This is a genomic window from Gallaecimonas pentaromativorans (genome assembly GCF_003751625.1).
In the GTDB taxonomy this organism is placed as follows: Bacteria; Pseudomonadota; Gammaproteobacteria; order Enterobacterales; family Gallaecimonadaceae; genus Gallaecimonas; species Gallaecimonas pentaromativorans.
Genome location: NZ_RJUL01000006.1, coordinates 1 through 18,070 on the forward strand (window position 1 = coordinate 1; position 18,070 = coordinate 18,070).

Annotated in this window: 16 protein-coding genes and 1 riboswitch; of the genes, 6 read left to right on the forward strand and 10 right to left on the reverse strand. The window is 54.4% G+C overall.

Features of this window, described 5'->3' with window-relative positions; all coding sequences use genetic code 11:
* Positions 1 to 711: transposase (locus EDC28_RS11505; protein ID WP_123421699.1), on the forward strand; the 711-nt coding region annotated here is incomplete at its 5' end.
* Between the two features lie 267 nt (positions 712 to 978).
* Here the strand turns inward: EDC28_RS11505 and EDC28_RS11510 are convergent.
* From EDC28_RS11510 to EDC28_RS11530, 6 genes are all read right to left on the reverse strand, one after another.
* Complete coding sequence (locus EDC28_RS11510) at positions 979 to 1,422, reverse strand: hypothetical protein (protein WP_123421700.1); 444 nt, start codon at positions 1,420 to 1,422, stop codon at positions 979 to 981.
* A gap of 69 nt (positions 1,423 to 1,491) precedes the next feature.
* Entirely contained in the window at positions 1,492 to 2,616 is a 1,125-nt protein-coding gene (locus EDC28_RS11515; protein ID WP_123421701.1) for a DUF3800 domain-containing protein, read from the reverse strand.
* A gap of 664 nt (positions 2,617 to 3,280) precedes the next feature.
* The gene (locus EDC28_RS20005) at positions 3,281 to 3,658 is read right to left on the reverse strand and encodes a hypothetical protein (protein WP_170164108.1); all 378 of its coding nucleotides are present in this window, start codon (positions 3,656 to 3,658) and stop codon (positions 3,281 to 3,283) included.
* Between the two features lie 84 nt (positions 3,659 to 3,742).
* On the reverse strand, positions 3,743 to 4,249 hold the full coding sequence (locus EDC28_RS11520) for a hypothetical protein (protein ID WP_050660630.1): 507 nt from the start codon (positions 4,247 to 4,249) through the stop codon (positions 3,743 to 3,745).
* A gap of 739 nt (positions 4,250 to 4,988) precedes the next feature.
* Entirely contained in the window at positions 4,989 to 6,203 is a 1,215-nt protein-coding gene (gene sstT, locus EDC28_RS11525) for a serine/threonine transporter SstT (protein ID WP_123421702.1), read from the reverse strand.
* 169 nt (positions 6,204 to 6,372) lie between these two features.
* Positions 6,373 to 6,852, reverse strand: coding sequence for a LabA-like NYN domain-containing protein (locus EDC28_RS11530; RefSeq protein ID WP_050660023.1), 480 nt, complete (start codon positions 6,850 to 6,852; stop codon positions 6,373 to 6,375).
* Positions 6,853 to 6,995: 143 nt separating this feature from the next.
* On the opposite strand from EDC28_RS11530, the gene EDC28_RS11535 reads away from it, so the two are divergent.
* Positions 6,996 to 8,048 carry an FAD:protein FMN transferase gene (locus tag EDC28_RS11535; RefSeq protein WP_123421703.1) on the forward strand — a complete coding sequence of 351 codons (1,053 nt, stop codon included), beginning with the start codon at positions 6,996 to 6,998 and terminating at the stop codon, positions 8,046 to 8,048.
* A 46-nt stretch (positions 8,049 to 8,094) separates the two neighbouring features.
* Here EDC28_RS11535 and EDC28_RS11540 read toward each other — a convergent pair whose 3' ends face one another.
* The 3 genes from EDC28_RS11540 to EDC28_RS11550 form a co-directional block, all read right to left on the reverse strand.
* Entirely contained in the window at positions 8,095 to 9,165 is a 1,071-nt protein-coding gene (locus EDC28_RS11540; protein WP_050660021.1) for an alkene reductase, read from the reverse strand.
* A 164-nt stretch (positions 9,166 to 9,329) separates the two neighbouring features.
* A complete protein-coding gene (locus tag EDC28_RS11545; protein WP_123421704.1) occupies positions 9,330 to 10,145 on the reverse strand; it encodes a formate/nitrite transporter family protein in 816 nt (271 codons plus the stop codon).
* A 504-nt stretch (positions 10,146 to 10,649) separates the two neighbouring features.
* Positions 10,650 to 11,567: an NAD(P)-dependent oxidoreductase gene (locus tag EDC28_RS11550; RefSeq protein ID WP_123421705.1), complete on the reverse strand. Its 918-nt coding sequence runs from the start codon at positions 11,565 to 11,567 to the stop codon at positions 10,650 to 10,652.
* A 184-nt stretch (positions 11,568 to 11,751) separates the two neighbouring features.
* Positions 11,752 to 11,926: riboswitch (cobalamin riboswitch) on the forward strand.
* Between the two features lie 77 nt (positions 11,927 to 12,003).
* Here EDC28_RS11550 and EDC28_RS11555 point away from each other — a divergent pair.
* Both EDC28_RS11555 and EDC28_RS11560 read left to right on the forward strand, forming a co-directional pair.
* The gene (locus tag EDC28_RS11555; RefSeq protein WP_123421706.1) at positions 12,004 to 13,926 is read left to right on the forward strand and encodes a TonB-dependent receptor; all 1,923 of its coding nucleotides are present in this window, start codon (positions 12,004 to 12,006) and stop codon (positions 13,924 to 13,926) included.
* A gap of 12 nt (positions 13,927 to 13,938) precedes the next feature.
* Positions 13,939 to 14,448 carry a DUF6580 family putative transport protein gene (locus tag EDC28_RS11560; RefSeq protein WP_123421707.1) on the forward strand — a complete coding sequence of 170 codons (510 nt, stop codon included), beginning with the start codon at positions 13,939 to 13,941 and terminating at the stop codon, positions 14,446 to 14,448.
* A gap of 52 nt (positions 14,449 to 14,500) precedes the next feature.
* On the opposite strand, the gene EDC28_RS11565 is transcribed toward EDC28_RS11560, so the two are convergent.
* Positions 14,501 to 16,276, reverse strand: a complete 1,776-nt coding sequence (locus EDC28_RS11565; RefSeq protein ID WP_123421708.1) for an SLC13 family permease — start codon at positions 16,274 to 16,276, stop codon at positions 14,501 to 14,503.
* Between the two features lie 75 nt (positions 16,277 to 16,351).
* Between EDC28_RS11565 and EDC28_RS11570 the strand changes: the two genes are divergently transcribed.
* Entirely contained in the window at positions 16,352 to 17,032 is a 681-nt protein-coding gene (locus tag EDC28_RS11570) for a LemA family protein (protein ID WP_244946585.1), read from the forward strand.
* 10 nt (positions 17,033 to 17,042) lie between these two features.
* Entirely contained in the window at positions 17,043 to 18,065 is a 1,023-nt protein-coding gene (locus EDC28_RS11575; protein ID WP_123421709.1) for a hypothetical protein, read from the forward strand.
* Positions 18,066 to 18,070: the final 5 nt, after the last annotated feature.

The window sequence follows — 18,070 nt, forward strand, 5'->3', positions numbered from 1 at the left end:
GCAGCGGTGTTAGACGATGACGCGGTAATGGCCCGTTGGGAGCTGCTGTTTGCTTTGCCACTGCTCGTCAATCGCTATCGGGCCGGTAAGTTAACCTGTGAGGCTGAGCGGACTGTGGCGCGGTCACATATCGATACGCTGCGGCAGCGGCTTTGTGACCTGTCCTGGTTTATGCGTTGCTTGAACGAGCATATTGCCCGCAAGGCCAATGAAGAAGACAAGTGTAAGGGCCGGTTTTGGGAGGCGCGCTTTAAGTCGCAAGCCATTTTGGATGAAGCCGGGTTACTGGCCTGTATGGCTTATGTGGACCTCAACCCGCTTCGCGCCAAGATAGTGGATACCCCGGAAGCCTCAGCCGATGTGTCTTTATCGGCAAGGCTTAACCCCGATAGTGCTAGCCAGCCAGCCCTACTCCCTTTTGTTACCCAGTTTAAAGACAGCCCAAAAGGCATTCCCTTTGCGCTGGCCGATTACCTGGCATTGGTGGATTGGACAGGCCGGGCACAACGAGACGACAAACGCGGCTTCATCACCCCAGACACCCCTGCCATTTTGGAACGCTTAGGCCTGGATGCCGACAGCTTCCTTATCGCCCTGGGCCAACACCAACTTTCCCGTGGCTCTGTGATTGGCCATAAGCAGGCCCAAAGTGCCTACGCCAAAGCCCACCACCGACGGCACGTGGTCGGCCCACCAATAAAAGCCGCTTAATCCCCTCACAGCCCCGCGCTCACAGACCTTCGGCACCCGCTGACAATCTCGCTCGCCTTGGATTTGCGTTTTTAACGACAAAACGCGGTATCAGCGCGAAGCAAACACCCTCAAGGCTGATTAATCCTGCACTATCGATGCAACACAAAAAACTGGACTTTTGTTACTCAGAAGATGGATGTCCTTTATTTTTTTTCTAAACGGCGAGCGTTAGCGAGTCCGGTGGAGGCCGCGGTTTTTGCGGCCAGAACAAATTTAAGCGGCTTGTTAAATGGTTTTTTCAATTGTTTCGCCATTTGGATTTATATATTGGATGCCACTGAATGTTTTAGATGTGCCTGACCACTTTGCTTGTACAACTACCGGAAGCTCTAAGTTATTGCTAACAACAAATGACTTTAACCTTGATAAATCTTCAGCGTTGGGCTCGGCAATACCGTACCAAAAAGAATACCATTGATCGCCAGCGATAATATTAAAAGCCTCGGAACCATCGTAAAACCCAAAACAAGATTTGCCATTGGCAAATTTAAACTCAGATAATTCTAGTTCAATTACGTGCTCTGAGAAATCAGGGTGATTATCTGGGATTACATGTTCAAACGCATCAAAACCCTCTTCATCGTTTTGGTAAAAACACCAACGATGAGCTTTTAAATCTTCGACGGTTATATCTTCTATTGCTTTAGGTTTGCACATTTCCTTTGCCATTTAACGCCTCAATAACCGGCGCGCGCTTTTTGCGCGTCCGGCGCCGCAGGCGCGAAGTTGATTGACTTGTTAAGCATTATTTATAGCCTGTAGTCTCCGGTCTTCGTCCATTTTCATTATTTCTCGACCTTTTTCCATTTGCTCATCTGTAACCTCAGGCAACTCCTCGAACCATTTAGTCCACCGACTTGAAATAGCATTTATCGATATTTCATCAGTGTGACCTCTGTGAAGTTGGCTCTTTATTAGGGTAAAAAGCTCTGGGGCCAGTTCTTTGTTATCCATAAATCGTTTGAAAACCCACAGGTAGATGTCAACAAGCTCTAGGCCAGTGCTATCAGTACCCGCTGTACATGAAATAGGAACCTCTGGCATCCCGCTAAAATCTATATCAGGTAGCCCAGGTCCATTTACTAGAGGTACGTTCTTATTAGCCGCATAAAAGTCAGATAGTTTTTTCTGAGCCTTGTTAAATTGGGATTGTTGGTCAACGACAATTTTCGAGGCGCTTTTCCCATTTTTAATTAAGCGTGAAGCAATTCCATGCATCACAGATTGAAAACCTATTAAGTTTGGGGTTATTTGCAAAAGGTCTTTTTTATTTTTTATGTTGTAGTAAATCTCATTAGGGTTCTCTGCTGCCCAGCTTAATGCATCCCCCATGACTTGACGTGAACGCTCATCGGGAATAGTTATGACTCTTCTCTTCAGCTCAAGGCATATATTCGATAAAGACTCATTTGCTTGTTCTGTATTCAAATTTATTCGAGCCGCCCACGCTTCTTTCAATAGATCTTCATCAAAAAGCGTTGCCAGTTTTACTAGAAGAACATAGCGTAAGGGTGTCCAATATGAAGTCCAGGGTACTGCTGGATTCATCCCTTGATCAAAGACCTGATCAAAAAAGCTTATAAGAGCGTGATCGGCTTTAGCCACTCTGTAAATATCAAATCGAAGATCGTATCGCTTTCTGAGAGCGTCTACGTCTTTAACTATTTCAATAAGCCTTCCATTACCAAGATCAGCAGCATGCAGTCTCTTGACCCCAAGCCTTTTTCTAATTCCCTTAACCCTGCTTTCGGCTGCTGCATCTAAGTTGATTTTGCTAGAAAGCACCCCGTAGTAGAGGATAGGTTGATTTTCATCAAAAAGATTTGGGCCCGTATGCCCACTTTCATCCACATAAAAAAACAAGCTGAAATCTCCCTCGATGCTAAATGCTTAACGCCAAGTTCAGTGGCCCCGGAACGGAGCGGTTTTGTGTGCATTAAAATGAGCGCCAGCGAATTGCACGCAAAATCGCGGAGTGTAGGGGCCCACTTCAACGCCTAAATAAGTGCTCCTAATTGTGAGCCACCCTATATCGCTACAGCCCGCGAAAACATGGGCTTCGTAGGCTGCCCAAGGTGATCTACTATTCGGCACAGCTATTTAGTTAAATGACACTACACCACTGGCCTTTAAGTTTTATGCCATCAGTAGAAGCCTGATGTTCTGCATATGACTTTGCTTCAGTCTCAGATGCCAAAATTGCGGTAGTACTAGGCGCAATTGGGTGCCACGAATGACTTTGAACACAATCGCCCGCGTCGCGCCATGCTACCCAAGCCAAGTAGCCAATGCCAAATGATCCGCTACTTCGACGAAAAATCTGAACCACAATGTCGCCTTCTGCGGAAAGCTGCCATGAGACAACATCAGCTTGAAACTCGATATTCGAGCTAGATTTTTCGACTGGCCTCAGAAATTCATCGATTATTGGAGCCATTATTCGCTCGTGTCATTTAACGCCCAAATTTGCGGGCGGCTGGAGCGAAGCGTAAGCCGCTCCGCAAGATTTGTTTGTTAGCACTTTGCATTAAAACTCTTTAGTGAAATCAGGTAGCTCCAGCTCAGCCTTCAATTTACTGAACCGCGCCTCAGAAAATGGCCCTTGTGTGATTTCGCTTAGATTTAGATAAGTGCTATCTTTACTTTTCTCAACGTAAAAATAGGAAATGCTATCTGAACCAATAACTCTTTGCTTTGCTACTACAAATTTGTCATTGCTACCTACCGCAATAACTTCAGCATCAACTCTTCCAATTGTATCAGGCCCTCCGTTAATCCTGCGAGCCAACGTAACATTGCTTCCTGTATCGACCCAATGAACCTCATATGGGTGATCACTCCATAGAACACCGGAGTCACAAGAACACAAGATGACTGATAAATATATAATTAATGCTCGATTCATATTGAGTGCTAACGCCGCCAACACAGGCGAGCAACTTGTTGCGAGTCCAGCACCAGCTTGCTGGTGCGATTGTGGTTGGCTTTGTTATGTGATGAACTCTCCGACAGACTCGTGGTACTTAAACTTTTCTGTTTTATAGGCCTTACCAGAGTGATCATAGATTTTAACGCTCAATGGATAAAGTTTGTTAAAGGTTTTCTCATCATAGTTTTTCGGGGATTCAATCTCTAAAGCCTCGCAAACCGAACCTAAGTGAACACCAATTTCTTGACTTGAAGTTGGAGGCATCAATTCATCGAATTCATCCATGCCCCAATAATCTTCCCTATCTAGCTTATATGTTTTGCCACTGCACTCGATAATCAGAGTTCTTGGCTTCAAAATCACCGGTTGCGGCCCAATATTCGTGAACCTTACTTTAATAAGTAACTCGCCCTTTGCATCCTCTTCATCCGGAAAATCTAAAGAACTTGATTCAAAAAGCTCTATTTCAATCTTTTTTCTACGCTCTAATCTGGTTAAAACAAAGGTACTAACACTTATAAAGAAACCTAATACCCCTGCAATTTTTGCAATAACTTCGATATTCATAGGTTCACATAACAGTTTTATTAGCGAGCGCGCTCGCTTTCACTCATCTGATCAGTTGTTATTTATTACGCTAACCAACTGATATCCCTATTTATTCTCTACTCATACAGTTTCTTTGACTCGATGAAACCGTGCGGTCTCGTTTTTATGCGAGACATGCGCTCGTTATCATCACCTCGGATGAAAAATAACGTCTTCTACTTCAATGAAGTAAAACTGGTCAGACCGGGGAAAACGAGCGTTCTTTATCGTCATAAATGGCCTGAAGCAGCTGGCCCAATAGATATACTGTTCATCCATACAGTTGTTCAGCCCGGCAGGTAAGAACCATGGACGGTCCGAATAATCCCGGCAGAAAAGGTGTAAACCGCCAAAGCAGAAACAGTATAAAACCATTAATTATCAAATGAATAAGTAGCCAAGCCGAGTAAGCAGAAGGGACGCTACCGCCCCTGAGTCACAGCTCCCACATGCTGATAGCATCCTTGTTATCACTTGATCCAGCGTTGGGAAACCGTCCTTGGCGGTCCTCAGCTCGCAGACGAGCTGCGGGCTGCCTTTATCGGCGCCCAAGCCAGTGCAGATACAAAGGGCTTTATTGCCCACGGTAAACCACAAACCCGAGTTAAACGACGATAACCCTATTGAAATCAAGGGTAAATAGCTTTTTCGGGATTTTATTGGCCAACTGCAGGCATAAAAAAACGCCCCGTAGGGCGTTTTGGCAATGAGGGGATACTCAGCGCTTTTCTACCCCGCAACCGGCGGCGGTAAAGAGCACGTCGGTGGAGCTGTTAAGGGCGGTTTCGCACGAGTCTTGCACCACGCCGATGATAAAGCCGATAGCCACCACCTGCATGGCAATGTTGTTGTCGATACCGAACAGGCTACAGGCCAGGGGAATAAGCAGCAGCGAGCCGCCGGCCACACCGGAGGCGCCGCAGGCGGCAACAGATGCTACCAGGCTCAGCAGCAAGGCGCTTAGCAGATCAACGTCCTGGCCCAGGGTGTGGGCGGCAGCCAATGACAGCACGGTAATGGTGATGGCGGCGCCGGCCATATTAATGGTGGCCCCGAGGGGGATGGACACCGAATAGGTGTCTTCGTGCAGCTCAAGGCGCTGGCAAAGGTCCATGTTCACCGGGATATTGGCGGCGGAGCTGCGGGTAAAAAAGGCGGTCACGCCGCTTTCGCGCAGACATTTAAAGACCAGCGGATAAGGATTTCGGCGCAATTTAATGAAGACGATAAGCGGGTTAACCACCAGCGCGATAATGAGCATGGAGCCAATCAGTACCAGCAGCAGGTGGCTATAGCCGGCCAGGGCTTTAAAGCCGGTCTCGGCGATGGTGTGCGCCACCAGGCCAAAGATACCCAGCGGGGCAAATCGAATAACCCATTTCACCACCGAGGACACCGCTTCGGCGGCGTCTTCTAACAGCGCCCGGGTGTTGTCACCAGCCTTTCTAAAGGCCAGCCCCAGCGCCGCCGCCCAAGCGAGGATCCCCACAAAATTGCCGCTTATCAGGGCATTGATTGGGTTGTCGACAATGCGCATCAGCAAGGTGTGCATCACCTCCCCTATGCCCTGGGGCGCCGCCGAATCCACGCCTTTAATGGCCAATTCCAAGGTGGTGGGGAACAAAAAGCTCATACTCACCGCCACCAAAGCGGCGCAAAAGGTGCCAATCAGGTACAGGTAAAGAATGGGGCGAATGTGGGTTTGGGCGCCCTGGCGGTGGTTGGCAATGGCGGCCATCACCAGCACGAATACCAGCACCGGCGCTACCGCTTTTAAGGCACTGACAAAAAGGTTACCCAAGAGGCCTGCGGCAATGCCAAGCTTTGGGGCCCACAGTGCCAGGGCAATACCCAGCACCAGGCCAATAATAATTTGCACCACCAGGCCCGGGGCGCGGCGATGGGAAACAACGGCGGATTCTGTGTGACTCATGGACTTCCTTCATTCAGGCTGTGGTGGCGCCTGTTCACTGCTTTTTTATCGCCCTCTTTAGCGGGGCCGGGTCACTCTATAGCAGAACGCGCAGCAAGGACAGGCCCGAACCGTTGAGAGTGAACCACTGGCCTTGTTCGTGTGGGCGTCACAAAGAGCGGCTTGCCACTCAGCCCTTGGCCAGCAGCAGCTCACCCTCGATGGGAATAAAAAGACTGGCGGCGTTAATGAGCGAGGCGGCGGTGAGCGGCGCCACGGCGTACACCTCCACCACCACGCCTTTGGCACGAAGGGCGCTGGCCAGCAGATCAAAATCGCCGTCCCCCGACACCAGCACCACCACATCGGCCTTGGCGCCTTCTTCTAAGGCGTCGATGGTAATGCCCACGTCCCAGTCGCCTTTGGCAGAGCCGTCGCTGCGCTGGATAAAGGGCTTGAGTTTGACGGTAAAGCCAATGGCCCTGAGGATATTTTGAAATTGCTGCTGTTTGGCATCGCCCCGGTTAATGGCGTAGGCATAGGCGCTCAGCACCTGGCGGCCTTGGGTGGCGCGGGCCCAGAGCCGGTTGTAATCAACATTGCCGCCAAAGGCCTGGCGGGCAGTGTAATAGGCGTTTTGCACGTCTACGAAAAGGGCAACGCTTTGCATGGGTGAGTCCATTGGCCGGGGTGCGGGCAGCATAACATCCCCTTGCCTGCTCACCTTACCTAACCGCCATTGGCCGGGGGAATGTAGAGTCGCCGGGGCGGCGCTGGTAGACTCTCGCCAACATTTTTGGACTAAGGCCCGTCATGATCTCTGTATCCCCCGTATTTTGGCGCCAGAGCGCCCTCGCCTTGGCCGCTGCCCTGTTTGCCAGCAGTTGCAGCCAGCCGCCCCTGGTCGAAAAAGTCGAAGGCTTTGCCCAGGGCACCAGTTACCACATCAGTTGGTGGAAACAAGGCGGCGACGACCCGGCTGCCATCGAGCAAGACTTCAACGCCACCCTGGCCCAGATTGATAAAGAGCTCTCGACCTACCGCGACGACTCCTACATCTCTGCCTTCAACCACAGCCCCTCTACCCAGTGGCAAAGCGCCTCGAAGGACTTTATCGAGCTGATTGATATCGCCAAGGACATCGACACCAAAACCCAGGGCTGTTACGACCCCACGGTCGGCCCGCTGTTTGATCTTTGGGGTTTTCAAAAGAACATCCTGAACGTGCCGAGCGCCGAGCAAATTGCCGCCATCAAGGCTGCTATCGGCATGGACAAAATCGAGGTGGACCACGCCGGCATGAGGATTCGCAAAACCGTGCCGGGGCTGCAGATAAGCTTCTCCTCCATGGGCGAGGGTTACACCATCGGCAAGCTCAGCCAGGTGCTGGAAAAACACGGCGTAACCAATTACCTGGTGGAATTTGGCGGCGACATGAAGATAAAGGGCCGCAAGCCCGACGGCGCCAAATGGCGTATCGCCATTCAAAACCCCACCGCCAAGCGTGAGCAGGCGAGCGTCTACCAAATCATCACCATTGACGATGCCAGCGGCGTTACCCTTGATACCTCAGGCACTTACCGCCATCACTTCGATGCCAACGGCAAGCGCTATTCCCACATCCTTGACCCGCGTAGCGGCGCGCCGGTCACCCACGACCTTATCTCTGCCTCGGTGTTTGGCACCGACCCAAGAGTCAGTGACGCCTGGGCCACCGCCATGCTCTGCCTCGGCCAACAAGAAGGCATGGACATTGCTCAAAAAGAAGGCCTGGAGGTGTTCTTTATCCAGGACGACAACGGCAAGCTCACCAACTCTGAAAGTAAGGCGCTGGCAGACACCAGCCGCATTACGCTAGAAAAATAAGCCATAAAAAAACGCCGCATTCGCGGCGTTTTTTATTTCACGGCGGTTAGGCCATAGCTGGGTAGTCGGTGTAACCGGCTTCGCCCGGTGAATAAAAGGTGGCCACGTCGGGGGCGTTAAGCGGCGCTTTGGCGGCAATACGGGCCGGCAAGTCGGGGTTAGCCAGAAAATCACGGCCAAAGGCCACCGAATCGGCTTTGCCCAGGGCTATCACCTGGGCAGCTTCGTCATAGCCGTAGGCCATGTTCACCATCAGGTGCCCTTTATAGTGCTCACGGGCGATATCCAGCACATCACCTTGCTGGATGCCAAGAATGTCGCCGCGCAGAATGTGCAGATACGCCAGGTTAAAGCCGTTGAGGTGCTCGGCCAGATAGCGCATCCAGGCGGCCGGATCGCTGTCTTTCATGCTGTTGTAGCTATTAAAGGGCGACAGGCGCAGGCCCACTTTGTCGCTGCCAATCTCTTCGCACACCGCGCTTAGCACCTCGGTCAGGAACCGGGCCCGGTTTTCCAGGCTGCCGCCGTATTGGTCGGTGCGCTGGTTGGCGCTGTCACGGAGGAACTCGTCAATCAAATAACCGTTGGCACCGTGCACTTCCACGCCGTCAAAGCCGGCGGCAATGGCGTTGGCCGCGGCCTGGCGAAAATCCGCCACAATGCTGGCAATGCCTTCCTCGGTCAGCGACACCGGCACCGTGTAGGGCTTTTTGCCTTCGGGGGTGTGGGTTTCGTCGTCAATGGCAATGGCGCTGGGGGCCACAGCGTCTTTACCGCCGTTCAAGAGCGGATGGGCGGCGCGCCCGGCGTGCCAAATTTGCAAAAAGACGCGGCCACCAGCCTGGTGCACGGCCTCGGTGGTGAGCTTCCAGCCTTCAACCTGCTCGGCACTGTAAATACCCGGATCGTTACCAAAAGCCGAGGTGCCGGGGCTGACCATGGTGCATTCGGTGATCAGCAAACCGGCGCTGGCCCGCTGGGCATAATAGGTGGCCATCAGTTCGTTGGGTTGATGGTTAACGGCGCGGCAGCGGGTCAAAGGCGCCATCACAAAACGGTTGGGCAGAGCCAGGGCACCGGCGCTGACCGGCGAGAAAAGTGCAGCAGTATTGGACATGAGTGGTTCCACAATCAGAGAAAAGGCGTATCTCTTACAGTGGGGATGAGTGGCCGCTTTTACAGCCGGTTCTTTTAAGACAATGCGTTTTATCTATCTGACAGTGACTCACCTTCAATAAAAAAGGCCATGCAGTGCATGGCCTTTTTTAAAACAGTAAAGCATCAGGCTTTGGTGGCGCTGCCTTCTACTTCGGCAGCAGCCTGCGGAGCGTTGCTCTCGCGCACCAGAGCGATGTAATAAGCCACACCCACAAACAGGGCGCCACCTACTACGTTACCCAGGAATACCGGTACGAAGTTACCGAAGTACTCGCCCCAGGTTACAGCGCCAGCGAAGATGCCCAGCGGGATAACGAACATGTTGGCCACCACGTGCTGGAAGCCGATGGCAACGAACGCCATGACCGGAAACCACAGGCCCAGGATTTTGCCGATGGCTTCTTTGCTGGACAGGCCCAGCCAGATACCCAGACACACCAGCCAGTTACAGCCGATACCAGACACAAAAGCGTGCATGAAGTCGGCATGAACCTTGGCTTTGGCCACGGCTACGCTCTTGGCAAGGAAAGCGCCTTCAGCCAGGCCCAGGAAGTGGCCAAAGAAGTAGGCGATAAATACCGCGCCGATGAAGTTGGCGATGGTGACCACAACCCAGTTACGCACCAGGGCAGCTACACCGATCTTGCCGGAGAACAGGGCGGTAGCCATGTACATCATGTTGCCGGTCAGCAGCTCACCGCCAGCCAGCACGGTCAAAATCAGGCCCACAGGGAACACGGCAGCGCCCAGGAAGATGGACAGTGAAGCCCACTCGTGCGGCAGCATGGCGGTGACGCGGATATCCAGCAGGAAGCCGATGGCGATAAAGGCACCAGCCATAAAGCCGAGGATCAGCAGGGATAAAAGCGAAAGGCCGCTTTTACGCACGCCGGTCTGAACAACGGCGTTGGTAATTTCGGTTGGCGTCTGTACAGACATGACAAACCTCGAATCAAGAGAATTAAAGAAAGGCGTTCAGTGGTTGTACGCCGGCCTTTGCAGATTCCACCCTTCCCAGCAATATAATTGCCAAGACATCAAGGTTGCCTGCATAAATCTGAGGTGCATTTATGCCATGTTCCTTATATAAGGGTCAAGATTTACAGTGATGTAAACGCAGAATTTCCGAATAATTCACCACGCCAAATCATTGACACGTGAAATTCGAATATCGAACAAAATCAAACACCTAATTACCCATACAAAAGAAAGGGAAATTGCACTGACTTTTAATACCCCGCGAAGGATATGCCGATAAAAATCACGATGTTAATCACACTAATGCCGTGAAAAAGACGCGCCTCACCAACAACTGTTAAATCAAAGTTAAATGACGCCTTTTGCAAATACTTCTTACGAAAAGTGGTACGACCAGATTTAAAAATGCTCTGTCATAAAAATGAAAAAAGCGCCCATCAAGGGCGCCCTTTTTCTTGGCCAGGCTTAAAGCAGGCTGCGAATATTATTGGCGGTAATGTTGACGATGTTTTGCCGCGCCTCGGGGCTTATCCAGGCACTGTGGGGCGTCACAATCAGATTAAGGGGCTCGGCCAAGGCATCCAGCAGCGGGTGACCTTCCCTTGGCGGCTCAACCGGCAGCACGTCTACCGCCAGCCCGCCAAGGCGCCCGGCTTTAAGGGCATCAAGGGCCGCCAGCTCATCAATCACGCCGCCCCGGGCGCAGTTCACTACCAGGCAGCCGGGCTTAATGGCAGCCAGCCGCTCAGCATTCAACAAATGGCGAGTCTGCTCGGTAAGGGGGCAGTGAAAGGACAAAGCATCGGCATCGCTCAGCAAATTGTCGAGGCTGGGGCGGGTGTCTTCGGCGTTGCCGGGGCGAGCGGCGAATTTCACCGTCATGCCAAAGGCCTCGGCCAAGCGCGCCACTTCCGAGCCCAGGGTGCCCGAGCCCACCAGCACCAGGGTTTTACCGGCAAGCTCCAGGGTTTTATTGCCCATCAGGCAGAAAAAGGGGCTTTGCTGCCAAGCGCCAGCGGTCAACTCCTGCTGGTAAAGAGGCAGCTTGGCAGCCAGGGTCAGCAGCAGCATCAAAGTATGCTGAGCCACCGAGGCGGTGCCGTAGTTGTTGACGTTCAGCACCGGGATGCCCCTGGCTTTGGCGGCGGCAAGGTCGACATTGTTGGTGCCGGTCGCCATCACCAACAGGCCTTTGCGCCCGGCCATAATGGCCTCGCCCAACTGCACCTTGTTGGTGAGCAGCAGATCGGCATCACCGGCATGCTCAGCCAATTGCGCCGGGCTGGTGGTGCCAAACACCCGAAGCTCACTCACCACCTCGCGGATGGGAGCCAAGTCGATATCGTCGCCCAAAGTATCGGCATCCAGCAGTACGGCTTTCATAACAGGTCCGGTCAAAGTTAAAACCCTGTTTTAAGCAAAAGCCGCTGCCAGAGCAACTCGCCTTTAGGCTAATACGGTGGGCGAAATAACGTCATTGTCATAAAACTGATATGCCATTGGCAGGGCCGTCTGGACATCCAAAACCCAAGCCACTATCATGCCGCAGTCTGTTAACAAGACCTAAACACAAGCCTTTTTCTGTGGTGCCCGCAAGGGATAATCGGGAAGCCGGTGTAAATCCGGCACTGCCCCCGCAACGGTAACAAAGTTGCGGCTTCAACATGCCACTGTGGCAACACGGGAAGGCGAAGCCGCTCAGCCTTTGAAGTCCGGAGACCGGCCATAGAAGAAAACCCGCAGCCTTCGGTGGGCGAGGTGCGGGTTCGGCAACCTTGCTGTGGTATTGCTTTTGCCCCCATGAAGCTGGACTGACTTTATGGGCTACGCCAAATCCTTAGTTTCCCTCGCGCTGCTGCCGCTGTTGGCACAGGCCGCACCTTCTACCAACGACACCGACGAGCACATTGTGGTGCTGGGCCGCCAGGCGCAATCGGTTGACCAAATCGCAGCGGCGGTGTCGGTTATCGACCAAAGCGATATCGAGCGCAGCGGCGCGACCAATCTTGAAGATCTGCTGCGTGGCCGCGCCGGTATTCAGGTGTCCAATTCCGGTTCAGGCCCGGTGCTGAGCCTGCGCGGCTTTGCCCCCGGTCAAGCGGGCTCCAACGTGCTGGTGCTGGTTGATGGGCGTCGCCTCAACAGCCAAAGCCTGGCGGCGCCTGCCCTTGCCGGGGTGCAACTGGCCAATATCGAGCGCATTGAAATTCTAAACGGCTCGGCCGGTGTCCTTTACGGGGACCAAGCGGTGGGCGGCGTTATCAACATCATCACCAAACACGGCGTTGACGGCGGCCAAGTATCGGCCACCCTCGGCACCGACCACCACCAGGCCCTTGGCGCCAGCGCTTCCAAAGGTTTTGCCAACGGCCTTTATGTGGACACCAACCTGGCCTGGGACAAAAACGACAACTATCGCGACCACGCCCAGAGCCGCACCCAAAGCGCCGAAGGCCGGGTGGGGTATAAAACAGACAGCCGCCATCTTTTTGCCGAGCTGAGTTTTAACCAGGATGACCGCGACCAACCAGGCCCCCTGGCCTTTAGCCAGCAAGACCGTAAGGCATCGCGCCCCGAGTTTGCCAACGACTTTATCAACGAGATAACGCGGGTTGGCCGCCTGGGCTGGGAAGAAAAGCTCGATGACAACTGGCAGTTGCTGGTGGACGGTTCGTCCAGCCACCGCAAGCGCGACTACAACCAGAGTTTCATGGACTGGGCCGTAGATAGCCCTTATCAAGCCAATGAGCGCCTGAACCGGGTTTCACCGCGCATCAAGGGCAGCTTCGAGCATTGGCAGTGGTTGGGCGGCATCGACTACGAGCACGGCAAGTACGATGACAACAACACCAGCCTGCGGGTACATAACAAGCGCGATTCCAAAAGCGCCTACGGCACCGGCCAGTGGCAACAAGGAGCGCTGACCCTGGGGGCTGGCCTGCGTTACACCAAGGTGGAAGACAACCTGGTTTACGCCGGCACCTACGACAATGGCGTGAATATCGACAACCACGCCACCACCTGGTCGCTCTCTGGCCAATACCAACTGAGCCAGGGCCGAGTCTTTGCCCGGGTCGATCGCAACGTGCGTTTTGCCAAGCTCGACGAGCAAGGCTACACCCCGGCCGGTGTTGTGGGCCTCAAGCCACAAACCGGCTATTCCTACGAGCTGGGCTGGGCCCAGCCAGGGCTTAGCCTCTCGGCTTTTCGCCTCGACCTTAAAGACGAAATCGTCTTTGACAACAACGCCCCGGCACCGGCCGGCGGGCTCTTTGCCGGTGCCAACGTCAACGCCGACAAGTCTCGCCGCTACGGCGTCAACATTCATGGCGACCACAGCTTTGACGCCCTGACCCTCGGCTTTGACTACCAATGGCTGGATGCCAAATACACCCAAGGCAGCAGTGACGGCCACCAGGTGCCTTGGGTGTCCAAGCATGCCGGTGGCGTGTATGGCGATTATCAATGGGCTGCCACTGTCTCTACCCGCCTTGAGTACCAATATCGCGGGCCGCAGTATTTGCTGTCCGACAATTTAAACCAAGCGGGCAAACTTGGTGGTTATGGTCTTTGGGCCCTGTCTGGCCAATGGCAACAAGGGCCTTGGCAAGTGGTGCTAAGAGCCGATAATCTTTTTGATAAACATTATGCTGACAATGCACAGTACAATGCCTACGGAGAAAACGCCTGGTATCCGGGCAATGGCCGTGAGGTCAACCTGACCGGCCGCTACAGCTTCTAACGAGGACAACGGATGAACCCGCGCCTGACCACCCTTATCAGTATCATTGCCCTTTGCGCGCTGTACCGGGTGCTGCCGCACCCCTGGAACGTGTCGCCGGTGGCGGCCATGGCCCTGTTTGCCGGGGCCCATTTCCAGACCCGCGCCATGGCGGTGCTGGTGCCGCTGGCCGCCATGGCGGTTTCCGACCTGCTGCTGGGTTTGCACCCTACCCTGCCCTTTGTGTACGGGGCTCTGGTGGTAACGGTGGCACTGGGCTTTTGGGTGGGCAAGGACATCAGCCCGGCCAGGGTATTGGCCGGTTCCTTGAGCGGGTCTTTGTTGTTCTTTTTTGTCACCAACGCCGCGGTGTGGCTGGTGGGTGACTTCTACCCTTCCGGTATTAACGGCCTGTGGCAGGCCCTGGCCGCCGGGGTACCGTTCTTCCAATACACCCTGCTGGGAGACTTGGTGTTTAACGCCTTGTTCTTTGGCCTCTTTTACGCCTTAGAGCGGCATTTCCCCAAGCAGTTTGCCCATTAAAAAAGGCCCCGTTCGGGGCCTTTTTTTTGCCCCGCTAGCGGGGCTTTTTGGCCTAGGGCTGAAGCGGCCAACCGATCAGCAATACTGCAATGGTGGCAGCGCCCACCAGGATATTCATCGGCACCCCGACTTTTAAAAAGTCGTTGAAGCGATAGCCGCCGGGGCCAAACACCATCAGGTTGGTCTGGTAACCGAGGGGGGTAGCGAAACTGGCCGACGCCGCCATCATCAGCGCAAACACAAAAGGCGTGCTGTCAAGGCCGGCCTTGGTGGTTATCTCCAGCACGATGGGCAGCATCAGTAGCGCCGCGGCGTTATTGGTGATGACTTCGGTCAGCAAAGACACCGCCACATACACCAAGATAAGCAGCAGCCAAGGGTGGCCACCGGATAGCGCCACCAATTGGTGGGCAATAGCGCCAGCTACCCCGGTCACTTGCAGCGCCGTGCCCAGGGCAAAGGAAGAAGCAATGGTGATGATGAGCGGCAAGTCGAGGCTTTTTTCGGCCTGGCCGACCGACATGCAGCCGGTGAGCAGCATTAGCCCGGCGCCCATCAAGGCGGCGTTTAGCATGCTGATAAAGCCAAGGCCAGCAGCGCCCACCACCCCTACCAGAATGGCCCAGGCCAGCAGCGCCTTGCGATGACGCGGCGGCTCAACGTCGAGATCGTTAACCAGCAAGAAGTCCTTGTTGTAGCGTTGGCGGCTGACAAAGGCCGGGCGCGCTTCAAGGAGCAAAGTATCCCCCGCTTCGAGCTTGATGGAGCCGAGATTGCCCTTGACCCGTTCGGCGCCCCTGGCCACCGCCAGCACGATGGCGCCATAGCGGTTACGAAACCGCGCGTCGCGAATGGTCTGGCCGATGGCGCTGCAATGGGGCGAGACCACCACTTCCACCAGGCGGCGGCCGTCACGGGGCTGGGCCAGGTGCTCGGCGCATTGATTATCTGCCGAAGCCACAATGCCGTTGATGCGCAGCAGTTCGGAAATGGCCTCGGTATCGCCGGCAAACACCAACCTATCGCCCCCTTGCAGGTGCTCCTCGGGGGCTACCGCCATCAGCAGGTGGCCGTTGCGCTCAATTTCCACCAAGAACACCCGTTGCAGCTCCCGAAGCCCGGCTTCGCGAATGCTTTTACCCACCAGCGGGCCGTCGTGGGCCACCGCCACCTCTAGGGTGAACTCACGCATGTTCTCAAAGGGGGTGTCGTCTTTGCGGTTCGGCAGCCAGCGCGGGAAAAACAACCACATAAAGGCAATGCCAATTACCGCCACCGGCAAGCCCACCAGGGTGATGGAAAAAAGGTGAAAGCCTTCTTCGCCGGTCAGGCTCTGGTACTGGCCGTTCACAATCAGGTTGGTGCTGGTGCCGATAAGGGTCAGGGTGCCGCCCAAAATGGCGCTGTAACTTAGGGGGATCATCAGCTTGGAGGGGGCCAAACCAATCTTGCGGCTCCAGGCATGAATGGCCGGAATAAAGGTGGCCACCACCGGGGTATTGTTCAAAAAGGCGCTCAGTACCAACACCGGCGGGAAGATACGGCCAAGGGCGCCGCGCAGATGCTTGGGGTTACCCAGCACCTTGTGCACCAGCCAGTCTACCCCGCCCGAGGCGCTAAGCCCCCCGGCCACCACCAGCATCGCCGCCACCGTAATAAGGCCAGCGTTGGAAAAACCGGCCAGGGCCTCTTTGGCATCAAGGATCCCGGTCAGGCTCAGCAGCACCAGCACCCCGGCCATGACCAGATGCGGCGCCAGGCGGCTGAACATCAAGGTCAACAAGGCGACCACCGTCAGCCCAAGGACAAAATACCCCTGCCAATCCATCCCGTTTCAATCCAAGGTCAAGCGTCATAAAGCAGCCATTGTGAGGCCTATCGAATAGAACCTATAAGACTGTTTGTGAATTTTAATATTCTGATTTGGAATCAATATCTGCGCTCAGCTGCCCCTAATGACTGCGCTAAGCCCCTGAAACTGATAAAGTCCTGCCCAGATACATTTCAAGGAAGGAATTACCATGTTCGTTGTATTAGTGGTTATCGCGGTGTTGGTGCTGGGCACCCCATCCTTATTCACAACGCCATCATCGGCCGCTTTAACGCCAGCCGCCGCGCCTGGGGCGATGTAATTGCCCAGGAACGGCAGAAAAATGAGATATTGCCGGCCCTCGAAAAAGTGGCCAAAGACTATGCCAGCCACGAACAAGGCCTGATGGAAAAGGTAACCGCATTGAGGGGTGCGCTGGCCGGGCTCTCTGGCGAGCACATCGACACCCGCCAACTGGCCGAAGCCGAGCAGCATATGGGTGAGCTGTTGAGCCGCTTAAACCTTACGGTAGAGGCCTATCCCGACCTCAAAGCCACCGACACCTACGGCAAGCTGATGCACGAGATAACCGAGCAGCAGCAAAACGTGGGCGCCGCCATCCGCATTTTCAACCGCAATGTGGAGCGCTTTAATACCGGTATTGAGGTGTTCCCCAATAGCTTTATCAACCGCCTTTTTACCCACAAGAAGCCGCTGGATACCTTTGACGACAGCCAGGCCGCGGCCGGCATCGAATTTAAGCCCAAGTTCTGAGGGAAGGCCGTTGTCGTTTTTAAAACAAAACAAGGATGTTGACGCCCTGGTGGCGGTGATGAAAAGCCGCCTTAGCGAAGCGCGCGACAAGCATGCCCTTTATGCCCTGCTGACCCCGGCGCTCTCGTTCAAGGGCCCGGTGAAATACAACAACACCCCGCTATGGGTTGTCGCTCTGGTGGGAATAACCATTGCGGCCATCAATGCCGCGAATCAACGCAACTTGCGCTTTAACGGCCACCAGGAGCTGGTCACCACCTTGTGGGTGCTGGCCACGCTGGCAACCCTCATCCCCCTTGGCTGGATAGCGTGGCGCTCTCGCCGCCTAAAGGGCCTGAGTGACGCCATCTGGCAAAAAAACCTTTTATTGGACAACCAATTGGCGCCCGTTCCCTGCGACGGCGCCAAAGAAGCCAAGGCCCTTGGCCAGCGCTTTTATGATTTTCGCCGGGGCAACCACAGGCGCAGTATCGATGCCCTGTATAAAGGGCATTATCAGGGTGAGCAGCACAGCTTTGATTACCGGGTTTTTCATTTTCACTATGTCGACAAGCACACCCATACCAGTACCGACAGTAAAGGTCGCACCACCACCCGCACCAGCTATAGCCATTACCACCGCTATGGGTTGCTGCTCGACTTTGGTTATGCCCGAAATATTGCCATTCTCGGCAACGGCAGCAGTGGCCACAAAGGCAGCCGCTGGGAGCCGGCATCGCTGGATTTTCGAAAGTGCTTTAAGGTCCTCACCGACGACGAGATGGCCGCAGCCCGCTTTTTAAAACCGGCGGTGGTCGAAGCGCTCACCACCCTTGGTGCGCAATTTAGGCGCGCCAACCTCGAATTGAATGCAGACGGCGCCCTTTGTTTGTCGGTATCCGACAACGATCTGGTGAGCCTGCCCCGCCCCTTGGGGCTTGAAGCTCCCCAGGCGTTCCTGGCGCTGTTAAAGGAAGACACGCCCCTGCCGAAACTGCGCCAGCTGCTAAAAGAGGTGCATCTTCTGCTGGTGCACAGCGACAACAACTTTTAAAAAAG

Excerpts from the sequence above, each read along its gene's own strand:
- EDC28_RS11560 (WP_123421707.1), top strand. The coding sequence starts at position 13,939 with ATGAACCCGCGCCTGACCACCCTTATCAGTATCATTGCCCTTTGCGCG.
- EDC28_RS11520 (WP_050660630.1), bottom strand. The coding sequence starts at position 4,249 with ATGAATATCGAAGTTATTGCAAAAATTGCAGGGGTATTAGGTTTCTTT.
- EDC28_RS11555 (WP_123421706.1), top strand. The coding sequence starts at position 12,004 with ATGGGCTACGCCAAATCCTTAGTTTCCCTCGCGCTGCTGCCGCTGTTG.
- EDC28_RS11530 (WP_050660023.1), bottom strand. The coding sequence starts at position 6,852 with ATGCAAAGCGTTGCCCTTTTCGTAGACGTGCAAAACGCCTATTACACT.
- sstT (WP_123421702.1), bottom strand. The coding sequence starts at position 6,203 with ATGAGTCACACAGAATCCGCCGTTGTTTCCCATCGCCGCGCCCCGGGC.
- EDC28_RS11550 (WP_123421705.1), bottom strand. The coding sequence starts at position 11,567 with ATGAAAGCCGTACTGCTGGATGCCGATACTTTGGGCGACGATATCGAC.
- EDC28_RS11545 (WP_123421704.1), bottom strand. The coding sequence starts at position 10,145 with ATGTCTGTACAGACGCCAACCGAAATTACCAACGCCGTTGTTCAGACC.
- EDC28_RS11540 (WP_050660021.1), bottom strand. The coding sequence starts at position 9,165 with ATGTCCAATACTGCTGCACTTTTCTCGCCGGTCAGCGCCGGTGCCCTG.
- EDC28_RS20005 (WP_170164108.1), bottom strand. The coding sequence starts at position 3,658 with ATGAATCGAGCATTAATTATATATTTATCAGTCATCTTGTGTTCTTGT.
- EDC28_RS11535 (WP_123421703.1), top strand. The coding sequence starts at position 6,996 with ATGATCTCTGTATCCCCCGTATTTTGGCGCCAGAGCGCCCTCGCCTTG.
- EDC28_RS11510 (WP_123421700.1), bottom strand. The coding sequence starts at position 1,422 with ATGGCAAAGGAAATGTGCAAACCTAAAGCAATAGAAGATATAACCGTC.
- EDC28_RS11565 (WP_123421708.1), bottom strand. The coding sequence starts at position 16,276 with ATGGATTGGCAGGGGTATTTTGTCCTTGGGCTGACGGTGGTCGCCTTG.